We start from the raw sequence: 26,973 nt of genomic DNA, 5'->3' as shown, positions 1-26,973 counted from the left end.
GAAAAATTCACGGAACCTACAGTCAGAGATCCGCGTGGTACTCTTCAATCAGGTGTCGGACAACGGCCTTTCCGGGATCTTCGTCTCGGGCTGTGGCTTCTGCATAAACGCGGCGTTGGCGGGTGGCCGATGTCCCGTTCTGGGCGATTTGCTGAAGGCGGGCCAGTTCGGTCATGGTCCCCAAAGACTCGGCGTCTTCGGCAAGTAATCCCATCAGCTCACCCATGAGTTCGGGCATCGGTTTGATGGAACGATCGCCAAAATCTATCATCCCTTCACCAACGCCGTAGCGCTGCGCACGCCACCGGTTTTCTCCGATGAGAAAGCGGTCGTATTGACGCCACCGAAGGTTACGATCCTTTAAACGGCAGAGCATACGCGTCAATGCTTGGACCATCGCGGCCAGGGACAGGGCATGTTCCAAGCGTGGCTGAACATCCATAATTCGGGTTTCGAGGGTGGGAAAGCGATGGGACGGCCGCAAGTCCCACCAGATTTTCGAGGTGTCCTCGATAACCCCCAGTTCAACCAGTATCCCGGTTGTCCGCTCATAATCCGCCCAGCTTGCCAGAACGGGTGGCAGACCCGTGCGGGGCAGGTTGTCGAATACGGTCAGGCGATAGGACGACAGGCCAGTATCCTCACCGTTCCAATAGGGCGACGACGTGGACAGGGCCAAAAGGTGCGGCAGGAAATATGAAAGCTGCGGCATCAGGTCGGCCCGCAAAGCCGGGTCCTCGACGCCGACATGGACATGCATTCCACAGATGAGCATACGGCGCGCGACACCGCCCAGCGCATGGTGCAAAGCGTCATATCGGTCCTTGCGCGTGTAATGCTGTTTCTTCCAATCCGCGAATGGGTGACAAGACACCGCGATTGGCGCCAGATTGTAGTCCGCGGCCCGGCTTGCGACGCAAGTCCGCAGCCTCTTTAGGTCTTCACGGGCAGAGCTGATCGTTGTGTGGGGGCGGGTGCCGACCTCGATCTGACATTGCAGGAATTCCGGGCTGACTTGCCCTTCAAAATCTGCCTGACACGCTTCCATCAGGGCTTCGGGCGCTTCGGCAAGTTCAAGACTGTCACGGTCAACCAGCAGATATTCTTCCTCGATGCCCAGTGTGAATTCCTGCTGCATGGCGGCCCTCGTGGTTGATTGTCGGACCAGTGAATACGGAAATTGGATTTTTGCCAAGTGTTTACCCGCGCGGTGCTTGCGGACTGCCTATCTCAAAATGTAAGGACAGGATCAAATGAAATCCAAACCCGGAGTCTTCGATTGAAACCCAGGAAATTCCTTCGACTGAATGCGGTGCTTGACCGGTTTGGAGTAAAGCTGATCGACAAGATGACCGAGCGCGAGGAACGCACCCGTCTTGAGGCGTTTGAACGGGCAGGGGGGCTGACCCGCCCGGCCTATGCGCTTACCCCCGGGATGGATGCGTTCGACATCACGCAGTTGGTCGAAGAATATCGCCAGCACGCAGCCGCACTGGACGCCTTGAAAGACCCCGCGCGCAATCAGACCGGGTATCGCGTTGGAAACGGGTATTACGACAGCCCCGACGCAGACGCGCTGTATCTCATGATCCGCAGGTTTCAGCCCAAACGGGTGATCGAGGTCGGCTGCGGGAACTCGACCCGGGTTACGCGGCAGGCGATCATTGACGGTGGGCTGGAAACACAGATCACAGCGATTGACCCGTTTCCGCGCGCAGACATCGCGCATGTTGTGGACCAGTTCGAGCAAAAGCGTTTGGAAGACGTTGATCCATCGGTATTCGATCAGCTCGAATCCGGTGACGTATTGTTCATCGATTCCAGCCATGTTGTCCGCATGAGCAACGACGTCGCGCATCTGTTCTGCCGGATCATTCCAAAGCTGAAACCCGGCGTCGTCATCCACGTGCACGATGTTTTTTTACCCTACGAATATCCCAAGCGGTTCTTCTACGATTGCCCGGGTTGGGGCGAGCAGTATATGCTGCACGCCTTGTTGCAATCTGACGCCTTTTCAATGCTTTGGCCGGGATATTACCTGCAACAGGATCGCCCGGACGCGGTGGAAGCACTACCATTCCTAGGGGATGGCCGGGCGCAAAGCATCTGGGTGCAGATAAAAGAAAATTGATCTCATTGTGATCCGGCCGCGTCAAAGGCGCGTACCCCTTTCCATACAACGCTGGAGAGGAGTTAACAGCCATGTTCCGCCGTACTTTCATGGGCGCTGCCGCCGCAATCGCACTGACACTGCCCGTAAAGGCTCAGGCCGCTGACATTGTAGATACCGCCGTGTCCGCTGGGTCATTCAATACGCTGGTCGCAGCCGTTCAAGCTGCCGGCCTCGTCGACACCCTCAAGGGGAATGGACCCTACACGGTTTTCGCGCCGACCGACGAAGCCTTTGCCGCTCTGCCTGAAGGCACCGTGGAAACCTTGCTGTTGCCGGAGAACAAGGATCAGCTTGTTGAAATCCTGACCTACCATGTTGTTCCGGCCAAAGTGATGTCGGGTGATATTGCCGGTAAACGCGCCAAGGTTCTGACCGTTCAGGGCGACCGTCTGAGCGTGAATGCCAAGAATGGGGTCAAAGTGAACGGCGCTGAGGTCGTGCAAGCAGACATCGAAGCAAGCAACGGCGTCATTCATGTCGTGGACGCAGTGATCCTGCCCGAGTAATCGCTCACCAAATCAAAAAAAGCCCCGGTCCATGTGGCCGGGGCTTTTTTGTTAAACCAGTCGAACTTGGGTGCCGACTTGGACCAGAGGATACAACTCCTCAACATGTTGGTTATAAAGACCGATACACCCCGACGAGCTTTGACGCCCAATTTTGCGCGTGTCGTGTGTTCCGTGCACCAGGTAAGCTGGCCAGCCCAGATACATCGCGCGGGTGCCCAGCGGGTTGCCGGGATCTCCACCCTCCATCCGAACGGGCAGCGACGGATCGCGTTCGCGCATGGATGCGGTTGGTGTCCAGCTTGGGTTTTCGCGCTTGCGTACCACTTCGGTATAGCCGCGCTTGGTCAGTTCTTCGCTCATGGGAACGGAACTTGGGTACAGCTTGTAAGTGCCGTCCGGACCCCAGTAATGAACCGCACGGCTGGTGATATCCGCCAACAGGCAGCCAGCTCCCAATTCATCGAAGTGATCCTGCCAGTTCTGCTGCGAGAACGAAGAGACATTGCGGCGCACAGGCAATTGCGTGCTGATTGCATCTTCTGCTTGCGGGAACGCATCCGTGCTTTGGGCGCGCACCAATGCAGGTGTCGCCAGCAAGGACGCAGCGCCCAACAATGCTGTGCGGCGGGTCATACGGGGGTTTGACAAAGTTGCCTCCGGATCAGGGACTGCTCGAACAATTTCAGTTTAAAATATTGCTGACGGCACTGATTTGCCAGTGCTGCACGTTTGAATTTATCGTGAGTAGGTCAAAAACTTGGGATTTGGCAGAGCTTTGCCGATAAAAACCCGGCCGAAATGGGCCGGGTTTGTTGATATTCCTTAGAACAGTTTCGATCAGTCCATTGCTTTGAAGTTGAACTCGCCGCCTTCTTTGATGCCCGACGGCCAGCGGGCCGTGACGGTTTTGGTGCGGGTATAGAACTTGAAGCTGTCCGGGCCGTGCTGGTTTAGATCGCCGAACATGGATTTCTTCCAGCCGCCAAAGGTGTGATAGGCCAGCGGAACCGGGATCGGGACGTTAACGCCGACCATGCCGATATTCACCCGGCTGGCAAAATCGCGCGCGGTATCACCGTCACGAGTAAAGATCGCGGTGCCATTGCCATATTCATGATCCATCGCCAATTTCAGCGCTTCTTCATAGGAACCGGCGCGGACAGTGGACAGGACAGGGCCGAAGATTTCCTGCTTGTAGATGTCCATCTCAGGGGTCACGTGGTCGAACAGGTGCGGGCCGACAAAGAAGCCATCTTCATACCCTTGCAAACTGAAGTCGCGATTATCAACGACCAGCTTTGCGCCCTGTTCGATGCCCGAGTTGATCAGGCCCAGAATGCGTTCTTTTGCGGCACCGGTCACAACCGGCCCCATATCAACGTCGTCACCCGCCGTATAGGGGCCGACCGTCAGCTTTTCGATGCGGGGCACCAGCTTTTCGATCAGCGCGTCGGCGGTTTCTTCACCAACCGGGACAGCAACCGATACGGCCATGCAGCGCTCACCTGCTGCGCCAAAGCCTGCGCCGACCAAAGCGTCAGCCGCCTGATCCAGATCGGCGTCGGGCATGACGATCATGTGGTTCTTGGCGCCGCCGAAACACTGGGCGCGTTTGCCGTTCGCCGTGGCGCGGGAATAGATATACTGCGCAATTGGGGTCGAGCCAACAAAGGACACGCCTTGGATGATCTCGCTGTCCAGCAGGGTGTCGACGGCCTCTTTGTCGCCATTGACGACCTGGAAGACGCCCTTGGGCAGACCAGCCTCGACAAACAACTCCGCCAGCATCAACGGGACCGAGGGGTCACGCTCGGATGGCTTCAGAACCACGGCATTGCCGCAGGCCAGCGCCGGGCCCACGTGCCACAGGGGCATCATGGCCGGGAAGTTGAACGGCATGATCGAGGCAACGACGCCCAGCGGCTGACGCATCGAATACATGTCGATGCCCGGACCCGCGCTGTCGGTGAACTCACCTTTCAACATCTGAGGCGCGCCAATGCAGTACTCGATCACTTCCAACCCGCGCTGAAGATCGCCCTTGGCATCGGGAATGGTTTTTCCGTGCTCGCGGCTGAGGGCTTCGGCCAACTTGTCCATATCGCGGTTCATCAGGTGAACCATCGCCATCATAACGCGTGCGCGCTTTTGTGGGTTTGTCGCGCCCCATGCAGGTTGCGCAGCCGCGGCGCTTTCAATCGCAGCAGTGGTTTCAGCCGCGCTTGCCATCGGGCACTTATACTGAACTTCGCCTGTTGCTGGATTGAACACATCGTCAAAGCGACCAGACGCGCCAGCGACATTCTCGCCGTTGATAAAGTGGGACAGTTCGGACATTGCCATTTCCTCCGATAGATTTGCGCGCAGAATAGGCTTGCATAAATCACATGAACAGAGGCAATGTCCCAAAGGTGTTTTGCAAAAATGCAAAGGTTAAGGCGTGACTCCAAACTGGGATGATATGCGCGTGTTTCTTGCGGTTGCCCGCGAGGAAAGCCTGTCGGCGGCCGGCCGATTACTGAAAATCGACCCCGCCACGGTGGGGCGCCGGATCGCGCGGCTTGAAATGTCACTGGATGCACCGCTTTTTGCAAAGTCCCAGCAGGGGTACGTACTGACAAGTGCCGGCGAACGGCTTTTGGAATATGGGTTAAGGGCCGAGGAAGCCATGCGCGGGGCTTCTGGCGCGCTGGCTGGGTCGTCCAAGACCATGAGTGGTCAAATTCGGATCGGAGCGCCAGATGGATGCGCCAATTACCTGTTGCCGCAGGTCTGCGCGAAAATTTGCGAAGCCAACCCTGATCTGGATATTCAGATTTTGGCCTTGCCGCGTGTCATTAACCTGTCTCGGCGCGAAGCGGACATGGCGGTAACGGTCAGCGCGCCAACGGCCGGGAAACTGCTGGTTCAGAAGATCACGGATTATAGGTTGCACCTTGTTGCAACACGGGACTACCTGAAAACCCACCCCGCAATAGGTTCGGTCGAGTCTTTGAATGGGCACAGGCTGATCGGCTACATCCCGGACATGATCTTTGACCGGGAACTGGATTATCTGGTCGATATCGGTGTTGACCGTGTCGCCCTTGCATCGAATTCGGTTTCGGTGCAGCTGCGGCAAGTTTCGTTGGGGTCAGGCATTTGCATGGCGCATGATTTCACTCTGCCGTTTCATTCCGAGTTGCAGAAAATACTGATGGATCAGGTCAGTCTGACGCGAAGTTTCCACCTTGTCCGCCACCAGGGGGACCAGCGAAATGAACGATTGAACCGTTTTGCACAGGCGCTGACGCAGGGTATCCGTGAAGAGGTTGAGCGGCTTGAGGCTGAAGCTTCACCTTGACACGTTCAGACATTCCGGCAACGCTTTGTAAAACAGGAAGTTATTTCGGAGGTTATGTATATGCTTGTTCAGACCATTCTGAAATCCAAGGCCACCGAGGGGGTCGTTACGGTCACCCCTGATATTACCGTGTCCGAGGCTTCGAAAATACTGGCGGAAAAGCGGATCGGTACGGTCGTGGTTTCTGTGGATGGGGGGCAAACAGCTTCCGGAATCCTCTCCGAGCGTGACATCGTGCGGGAACTGGCTGCAAGTGGCAGTGGTTGTCTGAATCAGGCGGTCAGCGCTTACATGACCAGCGATCTGGAAACCGCAACGCGTCAGGACAGTGTGCAGGATGTTCTTCAACGGATGACGTCCGGACGCTTTCGCCACATGCCCGTGGTGGAGGACGGGCAGTTGATCGGGATCGTCACTCTGGGCGATGTCGTCAAGGCGCAATTGTCAGAACTGGCAATGGAAAAAGAAGCGTTGGAAACGATGATCATGGGGCATTAATCACCCCGCAAACCTTACTTCCTATTGCACCTGCGGCAGAGTTATGTTTGCTTGCGCAGAAATTTTATTGCGCAGGAGGCCGCGATGAGGGTTGGATTGTATCCCGGAACTTTTGATCCGATCACTTTGGGTCATATCGATATTATTCGACGGGCTTCCGCATTGGTCGACAAACTAGTGATCGGCGTCGCAATTAACCGGGACAAGGGACCTCTGTTTTCTCTGGAAGAGCGTGTCGCCATGATCGAGGCCGAATGCGCGCATCTGACTGAACAGACCGGCACCGAAATCGTCGCGCATCCTTTTGAGAACCTGTTGATCGACTGCGCCCGTGATGTGGGGGCTCAGATCATTGTGCGAGGCCTGCGCGCTGTTGCCGATTTTGAGTATGAGTTTCAAATGGTTGGCATGAATCGCGCATTAGACAACTCGGTTGAGACCGTGTTCCTGATGGCCGAAGCGCGGCATCAGGCGATTGCTTCGAAACTGGTGAAAGAGATTGCCCGTCTGGACGGGGACGTGTCGAAATTCGTCACGCCCCGCGTCAATACGGCGTTGAAAGAGCGGTTAGGATAACGCGCCCATTGCCGCAGCCGTATCCAGCATCCGGTTCGAGAAGCCCCATTCATTATCATACCAGGCCAGCACCCGGACCAGAGTGCCGTCTGTGACCTTTGTCTCGGGCAGGGACACGGTCGAGCTGTGGGAATCGTGGTTGAAATCGACCGAGATCAGCGGGCGTTGTTCAGCGGCCAGAACGCCGGGAATTTTTGCCGCCGCTTCGACAAACAAGGCGTTGACCTCTTCCTCGGTGGTGGGGCGCGAAACCTCGGCCACCAGGTCGACAACCGAAACATTGGGCGTCGGCACCCGGATGGCCTGTCCGGTCAGCTTGCCTTGCAGTTGCGGCAGCACAAGACCCACGGCCGAGGCCGCTCCGGTCGTAGTCGGGATCATCGACAGGGCCGCCGCGCGCGACAGGTAGGGGTCTTTACCAGCGGAATCGTGCACCGGTTGGCTTGCGGTATAGGCATGAACCGTCGTCATGTTGCCGTGGACAATGCCAAGACCCGCATCCAAGGCGGCAGCAACCGGAGACAGGCAGTTCGTGGTGCAGGAGGCATTCGATACGATCGTGTCCTGCGCGGTTAGTTCATGGTCGTTGACGCCGAAAACGACCGTTTTGACGCCACCATCCCCACGTGCCGGGGCCGAGATCAGGACCTTTTTCGAGCCGTTCTCCAGATGTCGCGCGGCCGCTTCACGTGTGCGGAATACGCCGGTGCATTCCAGCACGACGTCCACATCGGACCAGTCCAGATTTTCCGGGTCACGCTCGCTGGTCAAGCGGATGGGACCTGCGCCGACATCCATTCCGGCTTCTGACAGGGTGACGGGCTTAGCGTAACGGCCATGTACGCTGTCAAACTCGAACAGATGCGCGTTCATTTCCGGCTTTGCCAGATCGTTGATAGCGACGATTTCCACGTCGGTTCGACCAGTTTCCATTACAGCCCGCACCACGTTGCGCCCGATGCGTCCAAATCCATTGATTGCCAGTTTGAGTGCCATGGTCTGCTCCGTCCGTCTTTCGGCTATGTTAGAGTTAGCGCTAACAAAGCCAGAACGACGAAAAAGTCAAGCAAAACCTCTGTCAGCGCCAGAATGCGATCCAGTCGAGAAAGGCGTAGAACTTTTTGCCGAGGAACACGAAATGCTCGGGCCCAAACAGGGCGTAGTCCAGAAAAGCGCCCCCCAGAAGCAAAAGACCCAGCCAGATAGCGATTTGATTGGTCATCGTGGCCCCGAACGAAAATGCCCGCCCAGATAACCTGAGCGGGCAAATATGTTCAAGATTTCAACAGCGTCTTAGTTAAGGCGACCCATTGCAACGGCGACATCCGCCATGCGGACCGAGAAGGCCCACTCATTGTCATACCACGCCAGCACGCGCACCATACGGTCGCCCACCACGCGGGTTTGGTCCGGTGCAAAGATCGAGCTTTCTTCGGTGTGGTTGAAATCGGTCGACACCAGCGGCGCGGGCTCATAACCCAGAACGCGCTGCATATGACCTTGCGACGCTTCGCGCACGATGGCGTTCACCTCATCCACGGTCACGTCACGGGCGGCGCGGAAGGTCAGGTCCACGGCCGAGACATTCGGGGTCGGAACGCGGATTGCCGAACCGTCCAGACGACCTTTGAGATTCGGCAGCACCTCACCCAGCGCCTTGGCAGCACCGGTCGAGGTCGGGATCATCGACATTGCAGCGGCGCGAGCGCGGTACAGGTCGCTGTGACGACGGTCCAATGTGGGCTGGTCGCCAGTATAAGCGTGGATCGTGGTCATGATGCCATGCTCGATCCCGATGCCTTCGTCCAGAACCTTGGCAAGCGGAGCAAGGCAGTTCGTCGTGCACGAGCCGTTCGAGACCATCTTGTCTTCGACGTTCAGGCTGTTGTGGTTCACGCCATATACGATAGTTTTGTCGACATTCTTGCCGGGCGCAGACAGCAGAACCTTTTGGGCACCGCGCTCAAGGTGCGTCTTGGCCTTCAGGCCGTCATTGAACTTGCCGGTGCACTCCAGAACGACGTCGCAGCCTTCCCAGTCCAGCTCGTTCATGTCGTAGGTCGAGAACATCTGCATCGGACCGCGGCCCAGATCCATGGTATTGCCGTTGATGGCGACGTCACGGGGGAACCGACCGTGGACGCTGTCATATTTCAGCAGATGCGCAGTGGTTTCCAGCGGACCGGTTGCGTTGACCTTGATCACTTCGATGTCGTTGCGGGCCGATGCCGCGATATGCGACAGGGTGCAGCGGCCGATACGGCCAAAACCATTGATGCCGACCTTGATGGTCATATGACGTCTCCAAAATGCGCTTGCGTTGCAGGCGATATAGCGGCCCAAACGCGTTCCCAAAAGAGTAAAAGTGACATATTTTTAACGTGTTAGCGCAAACCTTTGCCGGTATCGCTAACGCTTGCGCTAGCCGTGGGATCGGGTAGGGTCTGTTTGCGGCAGATGACTGGAAAGGAAGCAGCATGAGCGGTCTTTTGGCATTGTTGGACGATGTGGCAGGGATCGCTAAGGTTGCGGCGGCTTCGGTTGACGATGTTGTCGCTGCGGCAGGCAAGGCTGGGGCCAAAACTGCTGGGGTGATTATCGACGACGCGGCAGTTACCCCCAAATACGTTCAGGGCTTCGCCCCGGCGCGCGAATTGCCGATCATCTGGCGCATCGCGCGTGGCTCGGTGTTTAACAAGATCGTATTGCTGTTGCCCGTTGCGTTGCTGCTTGCAAATTTCGCGCCTTGGATGATTACCCCATTGTTGATGTTGGGGGGATCTTATTTGTGTTTTGAGGGGGCTGAGAAGATTTTTCATGTCCTGTTTCCGCATGGCAGCCACGCCATCGACGAGGACATGAAGATACGCGATCCGGGCCACCTTGAGGAACAGAAGGTCAAAGGCGCAATAAAGACCGATTTTATCCTGTCGGCTGAGATCATGACCATAGCGCTTGCCGCTATCGAAGCACCAAACCTATGGATGCAGGCGGCGACATTGGCAGTTGTCGGGGTGGGTGTGACCGTGGCCGTTTACGGCTCGGTCGCTTTGATTGTGAAAATGGATGATGTGGGTCTGTTTCTCGCGCAGAATGCACCGACACCGATTGGACGGGGAACTGGACGGGGTCTGGTCAAGGCCATGCCGATCGTGATGAAAGTTCTGTCCATCGTCGGAACCGCCGCGATGCTGTGGGTTGGTGGGTCGATCATAATCCACGGGCTAGAGGTTCTGGGCTTTGGTTGGCTGGGCCACCTTATTCACGACTGGGCCTATGCGGTGGGCCACATGGTGTCCGCACAATATGCAGGCGCAGCCGAGTGGATTGCCAAGGCAGCCATGGACGGTGTGTTCGGTTTGGCCTGGGGGTTCGTATTGATCCCCCTTGGATCAAAACTTCTGAAACCGCACTAGGTGCGGTGAACCCCGCCACACGCGCTTGCAGCGCGGCCATGTATCAGAACCCGTTGGTGTTGCCCTGAACGACAACGCCGGACCCGTCGACTTTGCCGTCTTTGAACAAGGTCACAGCGGCCCCTTCAATTTTCAGATCCCAGCAATTCTTGGGGTCGGTCCCGTATTGAAAGCACATTCCGCTATCTGTTGCTTCCCATTTCCCAGAATAGCCTTCGCCTTTGATGGTGCCGTCGGCGGCGTAATATTCGGTGAATGCGCCTGAAAGCATGCCTCCGGCATAGGTGTGACCCGCCATTGTTTGTTGGATCTCGTCCTTGCTGGCAAATTCGCCTGCAAAAGCAGGGGCGGCTGCGGTTACGGCCACGGTGCAGAGGGCGGTGAGGAATTTCATATCTTAGCTTCCCTGTATTGGATGGTTTCAACGCAGCTAAGGTGTTTTTGTCATAGGGATAGGGCAGGTCGGTTCACGATGCCTCACCTGTCTGTGACGGAAGACGGGCATGAAAAAAGGCGGCCACATGGACCGCCATTTCTGTGAATGTGTGTCGGGGATTAGCCCAGCAGTTCTTTGACCTTGGCAACAGTCGCTTCGGCGGTGATGCCGAAGTGCTTGTACAGCTCACCCGCGGGGGCCGACGCGCCAAAACCGGACATGCCGATGAAACCAGCCTTGGCTTCGCGTCCGCGTTCACCCAGCAGCCAGCGATCCCAGCCACCCGCACGAACGGCGGCTTCGATGCCGACGCGAACCGGGCCAGCAGGCAGCACGCGCTTGCGATAGGCTTCGTCCTGCTGTGCAAACAGTTCCATACAGGGCATGGAGACAACGCGGGTGCCGATGCCTTCAGCCTCAAGCATCGCCTTGGCTTCCATCGCCAGCGACACTTCGGATCCGGTGGCAATCAGGATCGCCTGACGTTTGCCCTCGGCCTCGGCCAGAACATAAGCGCCTTGGGCGACAAGGTTCTTGGTCTTGTGCTGGGTGCGCACGGTCGGCACGCCCTGACGGGTCAGCGACAGGACCGAAGGGCTTTCCTTGAAGGTCAGCGCCAGTTCCCACGCTTCGGCCGTTTCAACGGTGTCAGCGGGACGGAACACATAAGTGTTTGGCGTCGCGCGGCTGATCGCCAGATGCTCGACCGGCTGGTGGGTGGGGCCGTCTTCGCCCAGACCGATGGAGTCGTGGGTCATCACGAAAACCGACGGTACTTTCATCAATGCAGCCAAACGCATGGAGGGGCGGGCATAGTCGGTAAAGGCCATGAACGTGCCACCATAGGGGCGGATACCACCATGCAGCGCCATGCCGTTCATGGCAGCGGCCATGCCGTGTTCACGAATACCGTAGTGGATGTAACGACCCTTACGGTTTTCCGGCAGGAAAACGCCCATATCGGCGGATTTGGTGTTGTTCGACCCGGTCAGGTCAGCCGAACCGCCCACGGTCTCGGTCATGATCGGGTTGACGACGTTCAGAACCTTTTCAGACGAGGCGCGGGTGGCCAGTTTCGGTTGATCTTCCGAGGCCTGTTTCTTGAACGCGCGGATCGCACTGGCCAGTTTCTTGGGCGCTTCAAACGCATAGGCACGGTTGAACTCGGCCTGTTTGCGGTCCGAGATTTGCGCGAAACGCTCTTCCCAGGCCGCGCGTTCGGCGGCACCGCGTGCGCCGATGGCTTCCCATGCGGATTTTACATCGGCGGGAATTTCGAACGCATCATGCGGCCAGCCGTAACCATCTTTGGCGGCTTTCAACTGATCCTGATCGGTCAGCGCGCCGTGGCCTTTCGAGGTATCCTGCGCGGCGTGCCCCAGGGCGATGTGGCTTTCGCAGGCGATCATTGTCGGTTTGGTCGATTTTTTCGCCTGCACGATGGCTGCGTCGATGGCCTGCGGATCATGGCCATCAATCTCGATCACATGCCAGCCCGAGGCTGCGAAACGGCGCACCTGATCGGTGCGGTCGGCGATGTCGACAGTGCCGTCGATGGTAATGTTGTTGTTGTCCCAGAAGACGATCAGTTTGCTCAGCTCGTGACGACCAGCCAGGGTGATTGCCTCTTGGCTGACGCCTTCCATCAAGCAACCGTCGCCCGCGATCACATAGGTATAATGGTCAACGACCTTCTTGCCGTATTGCGCGCGCTGGATTTCCTCGGCCATGGCAAAGCCCACAGCGTTCGAGATGCCCTGACCCAGCGGGCCAGTGGTGGTCTCAATCCCCTCGACCAGGAAGTTTTCCGGGTGACCTGCGGTTTTCGCGCCCAGTTGACGGAAGTTCTTGATTTCGTCCAGCGTGACGTCTGCGTGACCTGTCAGATAAAGCAACGAATAGATCAGCATCGAACCGTGACCGGCAGACAGGATGAACCGGTCGCGGTCGGGCCAGTTGGGGGCCGAGGCATCAAATTTCAGGTGCTTTTCGAACAGCACAGTCGCAACATCGGCCATGCCCATCGGCATACCGGAATGGCCGGAATTGGCGGCAGCGACGGCGTCAAGGGTCAGTGTGCGGATGGCCGCAGCTTTGTCCCAGTGTTCGGGGTTTGCATTGCGCAGCGCAGTCAGGTCCACGGGCGTTATTCCTTTGGATTACGGGCAGATTGCGCGCTGAATACCACTCAGCCCTCAAAGTGCAAGCATAACTGGGGGTTGCGTCATGTTCATGGATCAAGAACGCAGTCCAAGTTGTTGAAAGCAAAGAGTGGGTATTTTCTGCGCCATTGGGTTAGACTAGAGCAAGACGCGGGTTATGTTGATTCGGATGAACCGTGACACAAGGAACCTTGATAAAGAGGTGGCAGGGGCATGAGCCAGATCGAAGAATTACACCGCCGTATCGTCTCTGCGATGGAGCGCATTGGCACCGGGGTCGATGCCTTGCAGAACGCAGCTCCGAGCGGGGGTGGCGAAGACGACAGCTTGCGTGCAGCGCTGGATGATGAACGTGTCGCCAATGCGCAGTTGGAAGAGCGGCTGAAGACTCTCAAACAGCGGCACGAACAGGAAGTCGACGCCATGCGCGCCGATATGGAAAGCCTGCGTTCCGTACCGGCTGACCACCCCGAAAACGGCGCTTTGCGAGAACAGTTGGCCGAAGCGACTGCCAAGCTGGAAGCGGTCGAGGCCGCCCGTGCGGAACTGGCAGATGCAAAGGCCGCTTTGGAAAATCAGGATGAGGTTGATACGCTGCGCGCTGAGAATGAGCAACTCAGAGCCGCCGCCACCAAATCTCAGGAACTGGAAGCCGAGAACGCCCGTTTGAAATCCGAATTGGCCGATAGTGAGCGCGTGGCCGAACTCAGTTCTGAGCTTGAAATGTTGCGCGCAGAACGCAGCAGCCATGGCGCGGCGATGTCCAGGCTGGACGATGATCTGCAACGCATGCGCAAAGCCAATGAGCAGTTGCGCAACTCCATTGACGAGCTTCGGGCAGCATCTCAGAACGGTCTGCCGGATGCGGAATTGTTGAACCGGGCGACAGTTGCGGAACTGGAAGCGACCCGTGCGGCGCAAGCGACGGATGCGGCCGAAGCCCATGCGGTTCTGGCCCGTCTGGAACCGTTGTTGTCGCGGGCGAAACTGGCTGATGGAGAGGTGGAGTAATGCCCGAAGTAACCATTCAAATCGGTGGCCGGGGTTTCGATGTCTCTTGCCAGGAAGGTGAGGAAGTATTCCTGCAAGCCGCTGCAAAAATGCTGGATGACGAGGCGCAGGTACTGTCGGACCAGATTGGGCGCATGCCCGAGTCGCGAATGCTGCTTATGGCGGGGTTGATGCTTGCGGATAAGACGGCCGCAAATGACGACAAGATCAAGACACTCGAGCGCAAGCTGTCCGAGGTGGAAGCAGAAATGAAAACCCTGCGTGAGATGCCAAAGCCTGAACCCGAAAGGGTAGAAGTAGCAGTTGTACCTCCATCGGTGACGGATACACTTGCGGAACTGGCTGCACGGGCAGAAGCTCTGGCCTCGGTCATCGAAGACAAAACCACGGGATAACACATGTTCAGGACTGGTATTTTTGCTGCCGTGATGCTTGCGTCAGGCGGTGCGGCGCAGGCTGAGATCGACATCCTGCCTGTCACATTCACTTGCGAGAACAACGTCCCGCTTCAAGTGACGTATTTCAACGCGACGGACGGATCCAGTGCGGCGGCCATGCTGGTCGATAACACCTTGATATCACTCAAGCAGGCCCGCAGTGCTTCGGGAATTCGCTATGAGTCCGAAGGTGAGGATGGAACTTATATTCTGCGATCCAAAGGGTGGGATGCGATGGTCAGTTTTCTGGCGACGGGCGACGCCGCCAGAGAACAGGATATTCTGAAAGGCTGTTCCAGCCGCTGATCAGGCGTTCGCTTCGCGGATCTTGTCTGCGGCGTCTTTGCTATAGCCAACACCGTTGTCGTCGAACAACGTGTCCAGTTCGCCCGACAAAGTCATCTCGGTGATGATGTCGCAACCACCAACGAATTCGCCTTTGACGTAAAGCTGGGGCACGGTCGGCCAGTCGGAATAATCCTTGATGCCCTGGCGTACGTTTTCATCAGCCAGAACATTCACATCCGTGTAATCGACGCCCATAAAATTCAGCACTCCGGCCACACGGGATGAGAACCCGCATTGCGGCATTTCCTTGGTGCCTTTCATATACAACACCACATCATTGGCTTTGACGGTTTCGTCGATCTGGGTCTTAACGTCGGTCATTTCGCGTTTCCTTTGCTCTTCGGCATCATCGCTTTGGCATAAACTTGAGGATCTAACGGGACACGGTATTGCGTGGAATGCCCACCTCCGGACCCGCCGGAATCATAGATTGTAAAGATCGTGCGATATCCTAATCCGGGAAGAGTTCCTCGCTTGGATTGAAGGTCATTCTTGGATCGGCTTCGTGCCAGCAGCGCCGTCAAGATTATGACGGCTGCACTGCCAACTATGACACCAAATCCAAGCTCCATATTACTCCGGCACTTTCGTCGTCAACGCCAGCGCGTGCAACTTTCCATCTGGGCCGTCCATTTTACCTTTCAAGGCCGCATAAACTGCACGCTGCTGCTGAACCCGGTTTTTTCCCCGAAAACTCTCATCCACGACCATGGCGGACATATGCACACCGTCGCTGCCGCCGACTTGAATTTCCGCATCCGGAAAAGCTTCGCGCAGCAGGTGTTCGATTTCGTGGGCGCTCATCGGCATGTAGGTTTCTCCTGAAAGTCTTTCCCAAGATGTAGAGCGCCCGGACGGGGCGCGCAAGGGTGTGGTGCAAGGCTGAAACGCACAAAACCCGCGCTTGGGCTAGCGCAGGTTTCGCAATGCAAAGCCAGGTAAAGATCAGGCGACGGCAGCGGCAAAGCTGTTACGGAACGTCCCGGTCAATTCCTCCAACGAGGCTTCCGAGCTTCCGATGCGGACCGCGTCACCGGTGAAACGACCGACCGAGGCCACAGCCACACCTGCCTGACCCGCGGCAATCATCAATGCTTCGGCCTGATCAAAGTTGCAGGCGACCAGATACCGGGCCTGATCTTCGCCAAACAGGAACTCGGTCGAGGCATCGTCGAGGCAGACGCCCACGCCCGCGGCTTCGGCCAGTTCAAACGCGGCCAGCGCAAGGCCACCATCGCCCAGATCGGTGCAGGCTTTGATCATCTCGCGGTTCGCGCGGATGAAATCGCCGTTAAGCTTTTCGGCTTCGAGATCAACATAGGGCGCGTCGCCGTCTTCGCGGTTGAACACCTCGGCCAGCAACGCGGATTGTCCCAGATGACCACCGGTTTCGCCAATGACCAAAGCGACATGGCCGTCACGTACTTCGTTGCCGATGATGTCGTCGGTATGGGCCAGCAGGCCAACCGCGCCGATGGTCGGCGTGGGCAGGATCGCCTGACCGTCGGTCTCGTTATACAGCGAGACATTGCCCGACACGATGGGCATATCCAGCGCGGCGACGGCCTGACCAATGCCTTTGATCGCGCCGACGAACTGGCCCATGATCTCGGGCTTTTCGGGGTTTCCGAAGTTCAGGTTGTCAGTGGTCGCCAGCGGAGTGGCACCCACAGCGGTCAGGTTGCGATAAGCTTCGGCCACAGCTTGCTTGCCGCCCTCAATCGGGTTGGCGCGGACATAGCGGGGGGTCACGTCGCTGGTGAAGGCCAGCGCCTTGTCGGTGCCATGCACGCGGACCATGCCCGCGCCCAGACCCGGCGTGCGGGCGGTGTCGGCCATGACCATGGTGTCGTATTGTTCATACACCCACTGCTTGCCTGCGTAGTTCGGCGAGGCGAGCAGGGCGCGCAACCCGTCAATCGGGTCGATCTGAGGGACTTCGGCCAGGTCCTCAGCTGCAGGTGTTTCGACCCACGGGCGGTCATACTCGGGCGCAGTCGAGGAGAGTTTCGACAGGACTAGATCAGCTTTGACCTCGCCATTGTGGAGGATCAGGAACCGGTCCTCGGCAATGGTTTCGCCGACGATGGCAAAGTCCAGATCCCATTTTTCGAACACGGCGCGGGCCTCGGCTTCAAGCTCGGGCTTGAGGACCATCAGCATCCGTTCCTGCGATTCCGACAGCATCATCTCGTAAGCCGTCATGTTTTCTTCGCGCTGGGGGACGTTCTCAAGGTCCAGACGCACACCAAGGCCACCCTTGTCGCCCATCTCAACTGCCGAACAGGTTAGGCCAGCCGCACCCATATCCTGAATCGAGATCACGGCACCCGTCTGCATCAACTCCAGCGTCGCCTCCATCAGGCGCTTTTCGGTGAAGGGGTCGCCAACCTGAACGGTGGGACGCTTTTCTTCGATGGTGTCGTCGAACTCGGCCGAGGCCATGGTCGCGCCGCCCACACCATCGCGGCCAGTTTTGGCACCCAGATAAACGACGGGCATGCCGACGCCCGAGGCAGCCGAGTAGAAAATCTTGTCGCTGTCGGCCAGACCTGCGGCAAAGGCGTTTACAAGGCAGTTGCCGTTATAGGCAGGGTGAAAGCGAACCTCACCACCCACGCAAGGCACGCCGAAACAATTGCCATAGCCGCCGATACCCTCGACCACGCCATTCACCAACTGACGGGTTTTGTGGTGGCCGGGTTCACCGAAGGACAGGGCGTTCATCGACGCGATAGGCCGCGCGCCCATGGTGAAGACGTCGCGCAAGATGCCGCCCACGCCGGTCGCCGCGCCCTGATAAGGCTCGATATACGAGGGGTGGTTGTGGCTTTCCATTTTGAACACCACGGCCTGGCCGTCCCCGATATCGACCACGCCCGCATTCTCACCCGGACCACAGATCACTTGTGGGCCAGAGGTGGGCAGGGTGCGCAGCCATTTCTTGGAGGATTTGTACGAACAATGCTCGTTCCACATGGCCGAGAAGATGCCCAGCTCGGTGAAGGTCGGCTCTCGCCCGATGATCTCGAGGATCATGTCATATTCGTCGGGCTTCAGCCCATGTGCAGCAATCAGATCCGGGGTGATGGCGGGCTCTTGCATCGTCTGTCCTGTGTCCAAAGGGGCCGAGATTGCGCGCCTTTTAGGGCAAGGACGCGCCCGTGGGAAGGGTCAAGTCACCGCAGGGCGGTTTAGATGAAGAAAAACGGGCCATGCAATACTGCACGGCCCGATAATCGGTTAAGAATGCACCGGGTCAGGCGGGTGCTTCACCCTTGTTGACGGCATCTGCAGCGGCTGCACCGACGGCGGCTTTTTGCTCCTCGGTCAGGTTCTCAGCCTCTTCCAATCCGGGGATCGCCACGCGAACTTCCCGGCGGGCAAAGTCGATGCCGTTTTCCTTGAAGGCCGCTTTCACGCGATTGAAGATTTCCTTGCGCAACGTGAATTGCTTGCCCGGTTTGGCCATGAACTTACCCCGGATGATCATGCCGACATCGTCGAAATCGAACACACCCTGAGATTTGAAAGGCTGAAGGAATCCGTCTTTGTGCACTTCGTCTGCCATCATCTCGGCCCCGATCTTCTTGAAGATTTTCTTGACCTTGTTTGGATCGGTGTCGAATGGAACGGTGAACTTCAGCTTCATGATGACCCAGTCGCGGCTGAAATTGGTCAGCTTTTGAATCTCGCCGTAGGGGATCGTGTGAACCGGTCCGCGATGGTGGCGCAGTTGCATGGAGCGGATCGAAATTTTCTCGACTGTACCCATTGTGCCGCCAACATCGACATATTCACCGACGCGGAAAGCATCATCTATCAGGAAGAAGATGCCCCCGACGATATCGGCCACCAGTTTCTGCGCGCCAAAACCAATGGCCAGACCCAGAACACCAGCACCGGCCAGCAGCGGGGTGATATTGATGCCCAACGCCCCCAACGCCAGCAGCACAAAGATAACCGCGATCGAGACCTGTGCCGTCACGCGAAGCAGGGGCAGGACCGTCGCCAGACGAGACCCACCGGTACCGCCGCCTTCGCCAGCTTCCTCGTCGGGGCTTTGTTCGGCTGCGGTTTGTTCTTTGGCCAGGCGCCGGTTGATCCACAGGGATACCGCCTCGTTCAGGATGTAACCGACTGCGATGATGATAAAGAACTGAATGACCTTGCTGCCAGATTCCGTGCCACCGCCCGCAATTTCCTGCAGATCCAGATCCCAGGCGTTTGCGATCATCAGAATGATCAGGATACCGGCCAGAACACGGCCAATGCGGATATAGCTGCGCTTGGTCGACTTGTAGGCGCGTTCTGCAACCGGTCCATCGCCCAGCATCGGAGGCTGAAGGTGCCGTACCAGCCCACGGATCAGCGTATCCAGAGCCGGAGCAATCAGGAGCCAGAACATGGTGGTGAAATGTGCGCCGTGCGCCAGCAACTCGAACACGGCGGGGTTACGCTGCGCCGAGAGGTACTCAACAAGCAGCCATGTGCCTGCCGAAACACCGATGGCCAGATAGGGATAAAGACGCGCGACTTCTTCGTCGAAACGCGTGCGATCCGGGTCTGACCCGCGCATCATGTCAGACAGCCCATCCCGCGCACGCCATGCGATCACGCCGATATAGATATGGATCGCTGTATTAAGCCAGAACCCCAAACGGGATTCACCCGGCATGACACCGTTCAGCGCGTTGAAGTCCAGAATGAACAGCGTGAAGCCGATCAGCAGGAACAGGCCAATCAGGTTCCGATGCAGGTATTTTGCCCAATGGTCATCGACATTCACAAGCCGCAGGTCGTGCTGCCTGGGGGCCAGAATGAACCGCGAGATCGCCGCGCCCAAACGCGGGAACCAGATCATATAGAAAACGAAGGGGGCGGCCTGAGCGATCTGTTGTTCGTTCAACAACTGCCGTCCGACAAAAACGAGGGTGTAGTAGAAGACGAGCAGACCCAGAAATTCGCAAAGGAACCGCTTGAACAGAAAGGTCACCGCCCCACGCAGGTTAGATGAGGCGTCCCCGTCTACAACCTTGATCCAACGGCGCGTCCACAGCCCGACCACGTTTTCCGCCGCATACCCGATCGCCAGCGCCAGGAAGGTAAACCCAAACAGCGACATGAGGCCATTTGAGCCGAAAGTCGCTCCGAAATTCGAGAAAGCTTCGACCTGAGCACTCACCAGAAGGGGAATTTTCCGGATCACGTCCAGCCACGAGGCTGTCATGCTGGTGAAAGTGTCTGAAATCGTCTGGATCAGACCCTTCCTGGCCTCGGTGGTTTCGGCCTGTTGAGCCGCCACAGCATCGAGGCGTTCCAGAAGGATAGCGCGCACCTGATCGTCAGACATGCGCGCCACAAGGTCGTCCACCTGTTCGGGCGTTAGATCCTCGGGAATTGAGACGGATGCTGTTGAGCCGGACGTTCCGCTTTCCTGAGCGGCGATAGGCCCTGAAAGTAAAATAACTGACAGCATCGCCAAAAGCAGGCGAAATGGGTGAAACATCGAATCTGTCCTCGAACACAAGTATTGGTATTTTTCCGGGATCATAGGTCTAAGTGCCCGGCATTCCCAGATGTTTCACCGGTTCAAGGGTCGTGTTGACGCTCTAAAGCAAAAAAAAGGCCGAGCACTAAGCTCGGCCGTAGTCCAACAGGGAGGTATGAAGATGATGAGCGTTTCAGCATCACCGCCTTCGAGTGCTCATTTAGGGATCAGTTTGTGAACGATCAAGATTTTTCAGCCTGATCAATGGGAATGTCCGCTATGCTTTTTGTGCATAGCTATAGTTTTCCCATTTGCTTCAACTGCTTGCGTTGTTCAATAATTTCATCCTGAACAAAGTCGCGGAACGCCGCTACGCGCTTGGAATGGCGCAATTCCTCGGGGTAGGCGAGGTAAACAGGGACATCGGCGGTCTCGATATCAATCAAAATCGGAACCAAATGCGGGAAATCCTGTGTCACATAGTCCGGCAAGACGCCGATACCCAGATTGTGCAAAACACCCTGCAACACGCCGAAATAGTTGTTCACAGTCAGCAATGATCCCGGATTGTAGGTCATTAGATGGCGAACCATTGAAGCGCTTGCGCCAACTTGCGGGGCCGCAGGTGTTTGGCAGATCAGCCGGTGGGTCGAGATTTCCTCAAGCGTCTCGGGTGTTCCATTCTCGGCTAGGTATTCCTTAGTCGCGTAAAGTTGCATCTGCACGGTCATCAGCCGTTTGCGCACAAGATCAGCTTGGCTGGGTTCCTTCATACGGATGGCAACGTCAGCCTCACGCATTGGCAGGTCCAGCACGCGTTCTTCCAGCATCAGGTCGATATTCAGGTCAGGATATTGCTCGTAGAGTTTCGGGAGGCGTGGCGCCAGCCAAAGCGTGCCGAATCCAAAGGTTGTAGTGACGCGCAGAACACCAAAAACCTCTTCTTCACTGTCGCGGATGCGCGCGGCCGCCGCGTCCAGACGTTTGGACATGGCCGAGGTTGCATCAAACAGAAGCTCACCCTGTTCCGTCAGGATCAGGCCACGGGCGTGGCGGTGAAACAGGGTCGAATCAAGTGACTCTTCCAGCGCCCGAATTTGGCGGCTCACGGCTGATTGCGACAGGTTCAATCGGTCTCCTGCATGGGTCAGACTGCCTGCATCGGCAACTGCATGAAATATCCTAAGCTTGTCCCAGTCCATCGCCGCAACTTTCGTTATCCTGCGGAATGCCTATATGAAATAGGTAACAACTTCCACATTCAAACGGTGAAATCCTTATGTTTCAGAGGATAAACTCTATACAGGTCAGGAATTGTGACCTAATATGTGTATAAATGAAGCACACTGATCTGACGAGGGGAGACGTCTGATGAGTCAGCCACTGATATCGCTGAATGACCGGTTCGATCTGGAGAAGAACCCTGTTCTGCTGAACGGAACTCAGGCTTTGGTGCGCCTGATGTTGATCCAGAAGGCACGGGACCAACAGGCGGGATTGAACACTGCGGGCTTGGTGACCGGATATAGGGGATCACCGCTTGGGGCGGTCGATCAGCAGATGATCCGCGCACAAAAGCAATTGGCTGAAAGCGATGTCACTTTTCAATACGGTTTGAACGAAGACCTTGCCGCCACAGCGCTTTGGGGCAGCCAACAAGCTGGGTTGCGCGGGGATGGCAAATACGACGGCGTGTTCGGGCTTTGGTACGGGAAAGGACCCGGCGTTGACCGCTCTGGTGATGTGATGCGCCATGCGAATATGGCGGGAACGGCCAAGCACGGCGGCGTTCTAATGGCGATGGGTGACGACCACACGGGTGAAAGCTCGACCGTATTGCACCAATCCGAATGGTCGCTGGTCGATACGTATATGCCCGTGGTCAGCCCGGCCGGAGTTCAGGAAATTCTGGATTATGGCGTCTACGGATTTGCTCTCAGCCGGTTTGCTGGCGTCTGGGTTGGTCTGAAGACGATGAAGGACACGATCGAAGTGACATCGGTCGTGGATGGCAGTGCGGACCGAATGAAAGTGGTGACACCGGACTTTGAGATGCCTGAGGGCGGCTTGAATATTCGGCTTGGCGACACGCCGCATCTGCAAGAGGCGCGGATCATCGACTATAAGCGGTTTGCGGCAGAAACATTCTCACGCGCCAACAAGATGGACAAGCGGGTTTGGGGCAAGCCGGGAGCCAAGATCGGTCTCGTCGCCGCAGGCAAGAACTGGCTCGACCTTGTACATGCTATGTCACTTTTGAATATCGACGCGGCCGAGGCTGAACGGCTTGGGATCACGACCTACAAGGTCGGGCAGACATTTCCGCTGGACATGACCGGTTTTCACGAATGGGCCGAGGGGCTGGACCTGATCGTGATCGTCGAGGAAAAGCGCAAGCTGATCGAGGTGCAGGTCAAAGAGGCCATTTTCGATGATCGCCGGGGACGCCGTGTTTACGGCTGGTACAAGGGTGGCGCAGGTACGCTGCACCGGGAAGAGCTGTTCCCGACCCGTGGCGCGCTTGATCCGATCATGATCGCCGAAAAACTGGGTGAGATTCTGATTGAGGAAGGCCGTGAGACGGACGGCATTCGCGGCGGCCTCGCCAAGCTGTCCGAAGCGCGCCGCGCCGATAATGCCGAAGAGATCGCGACCCGCCTTCCGTATTTCTGCTCGGGCTGCCCGCATAACAGCTCAACCAAAGTGCCTGACGGCAGCCGGGCTTATGCCGGTATCGGGTGCCACTACATGGTTCAGTGGATGGATCGGAATACGTCCGGCTTTACCCAAATGGGCGGAGAGGGCGCGAATTGGATCGGTGAAGAACCGTTTTCGACCACCCAGCATGTTTTCCAGAACCTTGGGGATGGCACCTATAACCATTCCGGGGTGCAGGCCATTCGTGCGGCGTTGTCTGCGGGAACGAACATCACCTTCAAGATCCTGTTCAATGACGCTGTTGCCATGACCGGCGGGCAAGGCAACGAGGGCGACCTGACCGCAGTGCGGATCGTGGCCGAGGTCAAGGCCATGGGCGTGAAGGATGTCGCTTTGGTCTATGATGAGAAAGAGGACGTGAACTTCAAAGCTCTACCTGCCGGGGTCGAGACATTTGAACGCGCGGAACTGATGCAGGTTCAGGAACGGTTCCGTGACATCGAAGGCGTTTCCGTTATCGTCTATGTACAGACTTGTGCCGCTGAAAAACGTCGGCGTCGCAAGCGCGGTACGTTCCCCGATCCGGACAAGCGGGTGTTCATCAATACTGATATCTGCGAGGGCTGCGGGGATTGCGGTGTTCAGTCGAACTGTGTGTCGATCGTGCCCCACGAGACGGAACTGGGGCGCAAGCGTGCGATTGATCAATCCAGTTGCAACAAGGACTTTTCCTGTCTGAAAGGGTTTTGCCCGTCTTTTGTTACTTTGGAAGGGGCGGAAATCCGTAAGGAAGCCACGACCGAGATTGACCTTCCAGATCTGCCTTTGCCCACTTTGCCGACGATCCACGGCACCCATAATGTGGTGATCACCGGAATTGGCGGCACCGGGGTCGTGACACTTGGCGCGGTTCTGGCGCAGGCGGCTCAGGTCGACGGCAAAGGCGCCGGAATGATGGAGATGGCGGGGCTGGCGCAGAAAGGTGGCGCGGTCCACATCCATTGCCGTCTGGCCAACAAGCCCGAAGACATCAGCGCAATCCGCGTGGCCACGGGTGAAGCGCATACATTGATTGGCGGTGACCTTGTCGTATCTGCCGGGTCCAAGACACTTGGCCTGACCCGTGCAGGTCAGACAGGGGCGGTCGTAAACAGCCACGAGACGGTCACGGGTGACTTTACCCGAGATACCAAGTTCCGCATACCGGGTGACAGGCTGGAACTGGCATTGCAGGCGCGTTTGAAAGATGACGTTTCATTGTTCGATGCCACGGAACTTGCACGTGCTGTTATGGGGAATTCGATCTATTCCAACATGATGGTGTTTGGGGCCGCGTGGCAGCGCGGGTTGCTGCCAATCAGCCACGAAGCTGTTCTGACGGCCATTGAGCTGAACGGAACAGCGGTCGAGCGTAACAAACGGGCGTTCGACATTGGACGCTGGGCTGTTTTACACCCCGAAAAGGTCAGTGAAATTCTACGTCCCAAGGTCGCAGAATTGCCCAAAACCCTGGATCAACTGATCGAGTTCAGGGCGAACCACCTATCCGAGTACCAAAGTGCTCGGCTGGCAAAGCGGTATCGGAAGCTGATTGACGCGTTCGAGGATGCAGAAATCAAAGAAGCCGCCGCAAAAGGGTATCACAAGCTTCTGTCCTATAAGGATGAATACGAGGTCGCCCGCTTGCTGTTGTCCAGCCGCGAAAAGGCCGCTGCTGAATTCGACGGGGATTTCAAGATGACCTTCCATCTTGCCCCCCCGTTGCTGGGCGGCACCGGACCGGATGGACGCCCGCGCAAACGCGATTTTGGAGAATGGATGTTGGGTCCGCTAAAGTTGATGAGCAAGTTCAAGTTCCTGCGCGGTACTCCGTTGGATATCTTCGGCTATAGCGCGGAACGGCGCATGGAGCGTGCCTTGATCAAGCAATATGAGCGCGATTTCAAAGAGGTGTCTTCGCTGATAACACCACAGACAAAAGACGCCGTAGTTGCGCTGGCCCAGTTGCCGCTAGATATTCGGGGCTTCGGACCGGTCTTGAAGGAAAACGAGGCCAAGGCCGCCAAGCGCCGTGAAGAATTGTTGGCAACGATCCGAAGCGGAGGGCCCGACATGCGCGCGGCAGCCGAGTAAATCGTCACAGCCCTGTCACGATCTCTAGGCAAACTTGTTACCTGCACATAAATAGCAGGCAACAAACCCCGGAGACGTCCATGCCCTCGCGCCGCCATGTCGCTCGTGACATTTCTTATGCCTATTCCGCCGAGACCAAAAGTGGACGCATGGTCATTAAGTTGATGGAGAATACCACGGGCCGGATGCGGTTGATCAAGCGGGCTGACGGGTACGAAAAAGAGGTCGCCAACGGGCGCGATTTCTGGTCGGTCATGGTGGATCGGTACGGGCTTTCTCTGGATGTGGTCGGCGGGTCGCTGTCGCATATTCCCAAGACCGGGCCACTGATCCTGATTGCCAATCACCCCTATGGCATTCTGGACGGGATGATGATGGGCCATATGCTGTCCCAGACCAGGGACGATTTCCGAATTCTGGCGCACAGAGTGTTTCGCAAGGCAGAGGACCTGAACCGCATCATCCTGCCGATTTCGTTTGATGAGACGAAAGAGGCGATGAAACTGAACCTCGAAACACGGAAAACGGCGCTGAATTATCTGGGTGAGGGTGGCGCAATCGGCATTTTTCCCGGTGGTACCGTCAGTACCGGGGTCAAGCCGTTCTCGTACCCGATGGATCCGGGGTGGCGGGGGTTTACGGCGCGGATGGTTGCCAAGTCGAACGCCACCGTGGTGCCTGTCTTTTTCGACGGCCACACCTCGCGCCTGTTCCAAATCGCCAGCCATCTGCACAGCACCTTGCGAATGGGTTTGCTGATCAAAGAGTTCAAAAAGCGCGTCGATACCCCGGTCAAAGTGGTAGTCGGAGAGCCGATTGGCCGCGACGTTCTGGACCCTTTGGCAAAGGATACGCGCAAGATGATGGATTTCCTGCGCAAAGCCACGTATGAGCTGTCTCCGAAGCCGTTAAAGTCTTATGACTACGGTTATGAATTCGAGGAACGGCATCGCGCCTGAAGGGGCAAATGGCAGTAGGTATTTTTGATTCTGGTTTGGGCGGTCTTACCGTTCTGGACGCCGCGCGGAAACGTCTGCCGGACGTGGATTTTCTGTATTACGCAGACAGCGCACATGCGCCTTACGGGGTGCGGGATGCGGAAAACATCTATGATCTGACACGCGGTGCCGTGAACGATCTATGGAATCGCGGCTGTGATTTGGTGATTCTGGCGTGCAATACGGCAAGTGCTGCCGCGCTGCGCCGGATGCAGGAGGAAGGCGTGCCCGAGGGTAAGCGGGTTCTGGGTGTGTTCGTTCCTTTGATTGAGGCGCTGACAGAACGTCAGTGGGGCGACAACAGCCCCCCGCGCGAAGTCGCCGTGAAACATGTCGCCCTGTTTGCAACACCTGCCACCGTCTCCAGCCGGGCGTTTCAGCGCGAACTGGCATTCCGGGCGATCGGCGTGGACGTCGAAGCTCAGGCCTGCGGCGGTGTGGTGGACGCGATCGAGGATGGCGACATGATCCTGGCCGAGGCATTGGTGCGCAGCCATGTCGATGCGCTGAAACGCAAGATGCCGGAACCGCAGGCCGCAATTCTTGGCTGCACGCATTATCCGCTGATGGCGGACACGTTCCAGCAGGCGCTTGGCACCGATGTGCAGGTGTTCAGCCAGGGGGATCTGGTCGCGGAAAGTCTGGCGGATTACCTGCAGCGCCACCCCAGGATGCTTGGCGAAGGAAAAGGCGGTTTTCTGACGACCGGAAAGCCAGAGGTTGTCAGTGATCGCGCGACACAGTTCCTCCGACGACAAATCACATTCGAGGCCGCCTGACTTAG

General features: G+C 57.3%; 25 protein-coding genes. 12 read left to right on the top strand and 13 right to left on the bottom strand.

The genetic code is table 11. The features are described 5' to 3' along the window. Nucleotides 1–22 precede the first annotated feature (22 nt). On the bottom strand, nt 23–1,138 hold the full coding sequence (locus ACR0MS_RS16930; RefSeq protein ID WP_480575858.1) for a carboxylate-amine ligase: 1,116 nt from the start codon (nt 1,136–1,138) through the stop codon (nt 23–25). Nucleotides 1,139–1,279: 141 nt separating this feature from the next. Between ACR0MS_RS16930 and ACR0MS_RS16925 the strand changes: the two genes are divergently transcribed. Then, nucleotides 1,280–2,131, top strand: coding sequence for a class I SAM-dependent methyltransferase (locus tag ACR0MS_RS16925; RefSeq protein ID WP_480575855.1), 852 nt, complete (start codon nt 1,280–1,282; stop codon nt 2,129–2,131). Between the two features lie 71 nt (nt 2,132–2,202). After that, nucleotides 2,203–2,679 (top strand): fasciclin domain-containing protein, encoded by a 477-nt coding sequence (locus ACR0MS_RS16920; RefSeq protein WP_170485513.1) that lies wholly within the window; start codon nt 2,203–2,205, stop codon nt 2,677–2,679. A gap of 51 nt (nt 2,680–2,730) precedes the next feature. Here ACR0MS_RS16920 and ACR0MS_RS16915 read toward each other — a convergent pair whose 3' ends face one another. Both ACR0MS_RS16915 and ACR0MS_RS16910 read right to left on the bottom strand, forming a co-directional pair. Then, a complete protein-coding gene (locus ACR0MS_RS16915; RefSeq protein ID WP_480575965.1) occupies nt 2,731–3,315 on the bottom strand; it encodes a L,D-transpeptidase in 585 nt (194 codons plus the stop codon). A gap of 204 nt (nt 3,316–3,519) precedes the next feature. Beyond that, nucleotides 3,520–5,019, bottom strand: coding sequence for a CoA-acylating methylmalonate-semialdehyde dehydrogenase (locus ACR0MS_RS16910; protein ID WP_480575852.1), 1,500 nt, complete (start codon nt 5,017–5,019; stop codon nt 3,520–3,522). Between the two features lie 103 nt (nt 5,020–5,122). On the opposite strand from ACR0MS_RS16910, the gene ACR0MS_RS16905 reads away from it, so the two are divergent. The 3 genes from ACR0MS_RS16905 (at nt 5,123) to coaD (ending at nt 7,099) form a co-directional block, all read left to right on the top strand. After that, nucleotides 5,123–6,025, top strand: a complete 903-nt coding sequence (locus tag ACR0MS_RS16905; RefSeq protein WP_480575849.1) for a LysR family transcriptional regulator — start codon at nt 5,123–5,125, stop codon at nt 6,023–6,025. A 60-nt stretch (nt 6,026–6,085) separates the two neighbouring features. Next, nucleotides 6,086–6,523 carry a CBS domain-containing protein gene (locus ACR0MS_RS16900; RefSeq protein ID WP_480575846.1) on the top strand — a complete coding sequence of 146 codons (438 nt, stop codon included), beginning with the start codon at nt 6,086–6,088 and terminating at the stop codon, nt 6,521–6,523. An 84-nt stretch (nt 6,524–6,607) separates the two neighbouring features. Next, nucleotides 6,608–7,099, top strand: a complete 492-nt coding sequence (gene coaD, locus ACR0MS_RS16895) for a pantetheine-phosphate adenylyltransferase (RefSeq protein WP_480575843.1) — start codon at nt 6,608–6,610, stop codon at nt 7,097–7,099. Here the strand turns inward: coaD and gap (ACR0MS_RS16890) are convergent. The 3 genes from gap (ACR0MS_RS16890) to gap (ACR0MS_RS16880) form a co-directional block, all read right to left on the bottom strand. Further along, nucleotides 7,091–8,095, bottom strand: a complete 1,005-nt coding sequence (gene gap, locus ACR0MS_RS16890; RefSeq protein ID WP_480575840.1) for a type I glyceraldehyde-3-phosphate dehydrogenase — start codon at nt 8,093–8,095, stop codon at nt 7,091–7,093. The two genes, coaD and gap (ACR0MS_RS16890), sit on opposite strands and share 9 nt — an antisense overlap. An 82-nt stretch (nt 8,096–8,177) precedes the next feature. Next, nucleotides 8,178–8,321, bottom strand: a complete 144-nt coding sequence (locus ACR0MS_RS16885) for a hypothetical protein (protein WP_480575838.1) — start codon at nt 8,319–8,321, stop codon at nt 8,178–8,180. A 71-nt stretch (nt 8,322–8,392) separates the two neighbouring features. Beyond that, nucleotides 8,393–9,394, bottom strand: a complete 1,002-nt coding sequence (gap, locus tag ACR0MS_RS16880) for a type I glyceraldehyde-3-phosphate dehydrogenase (RefSeq protein WP_480575836.1) — start codon at nt 9,392–9,394, stop codon at nt 8,393–8,395. Between the two features lie 182 nt (nt 9,395–9,576). Between gap (ACR0MS_RS16880) and ACR0MS_RS16875 the strand changes: the two genes are divergently transcribed. Further along, the gene (locus ACR0MS_RS16875) at nt 9,577–10,515 is read left to right on the top strand and encodes a DUF808 domain-containing protein (RefSeq protein ID WP_480575833.1); all 939 of its coding nucleotides are present in this window, start codon (nt 9,577–9,579) and stop codon (nt 10,513–10,515) included. A gap of 43 nt (nt 10,516–10,558) precedes the next feature. Here ACR0MS_RS16875 and ACR0MS_RS16870 read toward each other — a convergent pair whose 3' ends face one another. Both ACR0MS_RS16870 and tkt read right to left on the bottom strand, forming a co-directional pair. After that, entirely contained in the window at nt 10,559–10,909 is a 351-nt protein-coding gene (locus tag ACR0MS_RS16870; protein ID WP_480575830.1) for a hypothetical protein, read from the bottom strand. A 161-nt stretch (nt 10,910–11,070) separates the two neighbouring features. Further along, entirely contained in the window at nt 11,071–13,092 is a 2,022-nt protein-coding gene (tkt, locus tag ACR0MS_RS16865; RefSeq protein WP_480575827.1) for a transketolase, read from the bottom strand. Between the two features lie 234 nt (nt 13,093–13,326). Between tkt and ACR0MS_RS16860 the strand changes: the two genes are divergently transcribed. From ACR0MS_RS16860 to ACR0MS_RS16850, 3 genes are read left to right on the top strand one after another with little or no spacing between them, the layout of a single operon-like run. Continuing rightward, on the top strand, nt 13,327–14,124 hold the full coding sequence (locus tag ACR0MS_RS16860; protein WP_480575824.1) for a hypothetical protein: 798 nt from the start codon (nt 13,327–13,329) through the stop codon (nt 14,122–14,124). Continuing rightward, nucleotides 14,124–14,519 (top strand): cell division protein ZapA, encoded by a 396-nt coding sequence (locus ACR0MS_RS16855; protein WP_480575821.1) that lies wholly within the window; start codon nt 14,124–14,126, stop codon nt 14,517–14,519. The genes ACR0MS_RS16860 and ACR0MS_RS16855 overlap by 1 nt, the downstream gene beginning before the upstream one ends. A 3-nt stretch (nt 14,520–14,522) precedes the next feature. Then, nucleotides 14,523–14,867: an MliC family protein gene (locus ACR0MS_RS16850; protein ID WP_480575818.1), complete on the top strand. Its 345-nt coding sequence runs from the start codon at nt 14,523–14,525 to the stop codon at nt 14,865–14,867. Here ACR0MS_RS16850 and grxD read toward each other — a convergent pair whose 3' ends face one another. The 5 genes from grxD to ACR0MS_RS16825 all read right to left on the bottom strand — a co-directional run bounded on the left by grxD (nt 14,868) and on the right by ACR0MS_RS16825 (nt 21,602). Then, on the bottom strand, nt 14,868–15,230 hold the full coding sequence (gene grxD / locus ACR0MS_RS16845) for a Grx4 family monothiol glutaredoxin (protein WP_480575815.1): 363 nt from the start codon (nt 15,228–15,230) through the stop codon (nt 14,868–14,870). It abuts the gene before it with no gap. A gap of 252 nt (nt 15,231–15,482) precedes the next feature. Then, nucleotides 15,483–15,719: a BolA/IbaG family iron-sulfur metabolism protein gene (locus ACR0MS_RS16840; RefSeq protein ID WP_480575812.1), complete on the bottom strand. Its 237-nt coding sequence runs from the start codon at nt 15,717–15,719 to the stop codon at nt 15,483–15,485. 135 nt (nt 15,720–15,854) lie between these two features. Further along, complete coding sequence (gene purL / locus ACR0MS_RS16835; protein WP_480575809.1) at nt 15,855–18,014, bottom strand: phosphoribosylformylglycinamidine synthase subunit PurL; 2,160 nt, start codon at nt 18,012–18,014, stop codon at nt 15,855–15,857. Nucleotides 18,015–18,168: 154 nt separating this feature from the next. After that, nucleotides 18,169–20,418 (bottom strand): mechanosensitive ion channel domain-containing protein, encoded by a 2,250-nt coding sequence (locus ACR0MS_RS16830; protein ID WP_480575806.1) that lies wholly within the window; start codon nt 20,416–20,418, stop codon nt 18,169–18,171. A gap of 278 nt (nt 20,419–20,696) precedes the next feature. After that, nucleotides 20,697–21,602, bottom strand: coding sequence for a LysR family transcriptional regulator (locus tag ACR0MS_RS16825; RefSeq protein WP_480575803.1), 906 nt, complete (start codon nt 21,600–21,602; stop codon nt 20,697–20,699). A gap of 169 nt (nt 21,603–21,771) precedes the next feature. Between ACR0MS_RS16825 and ACR0MS_RS16820 the strand changes: the two genes are divergently transcribed. The 3 genes from ACR0MS_RS16820 to ACR0MS_RS16810 all read left to right on the top strand — a co-directional run bounded on the left by ACR0MS_RS16820 (nt 21,772) and on the right by ACR0MS_RS16810 (nt 26,968). Continuing rightward, a complete protein-coding gene (locus ACR0MS_RS16820) occupies nt 21,772–25,191 on the top strand; it encodes an indolepyruvate ferredoxin oxidoreductase family protein (RefSeq protein ID WP_480575799.1) in 3,420 nt (1,139 codons plus the stop codon). Between the two features lie 80 nt (nt 25,192–25,271). Further along, nucleotides 25,272–26,150 carry a lysophospholipid acyltransferase family protein gene (locus tag ACR0MS_RS16815; RefSeq protein WP_480575796.1) on the top strand — a complete coding sequence of 293 codons (879 nt, stop codon included), beginning with the start codon at nt 25,272–25,274 and terminating at the stop codon, nt 26,148–26,150. A gap of 8 nt (nt 26,151–26,158) precedes the next feature. Next, nucleotides 26,159–26,968 (top strand): glutamate racemase, encoded by an 810-nt coding sequence (locus ACR0MS_RS16810; protein WP_480575793.1) that lies wholly within the window; start codon nt 26,159–26,161, stop codon nt 26,966–26,968. Nucleotides 26,969–26,973 lie beyond the last annotated feature (5 nt).

Source organism: Ruegeria sp. CJ2 (assembly GCF_056536745.1).
This window is presented reverse-complemented; position numbering and strand designations above follow the sequence as displayed.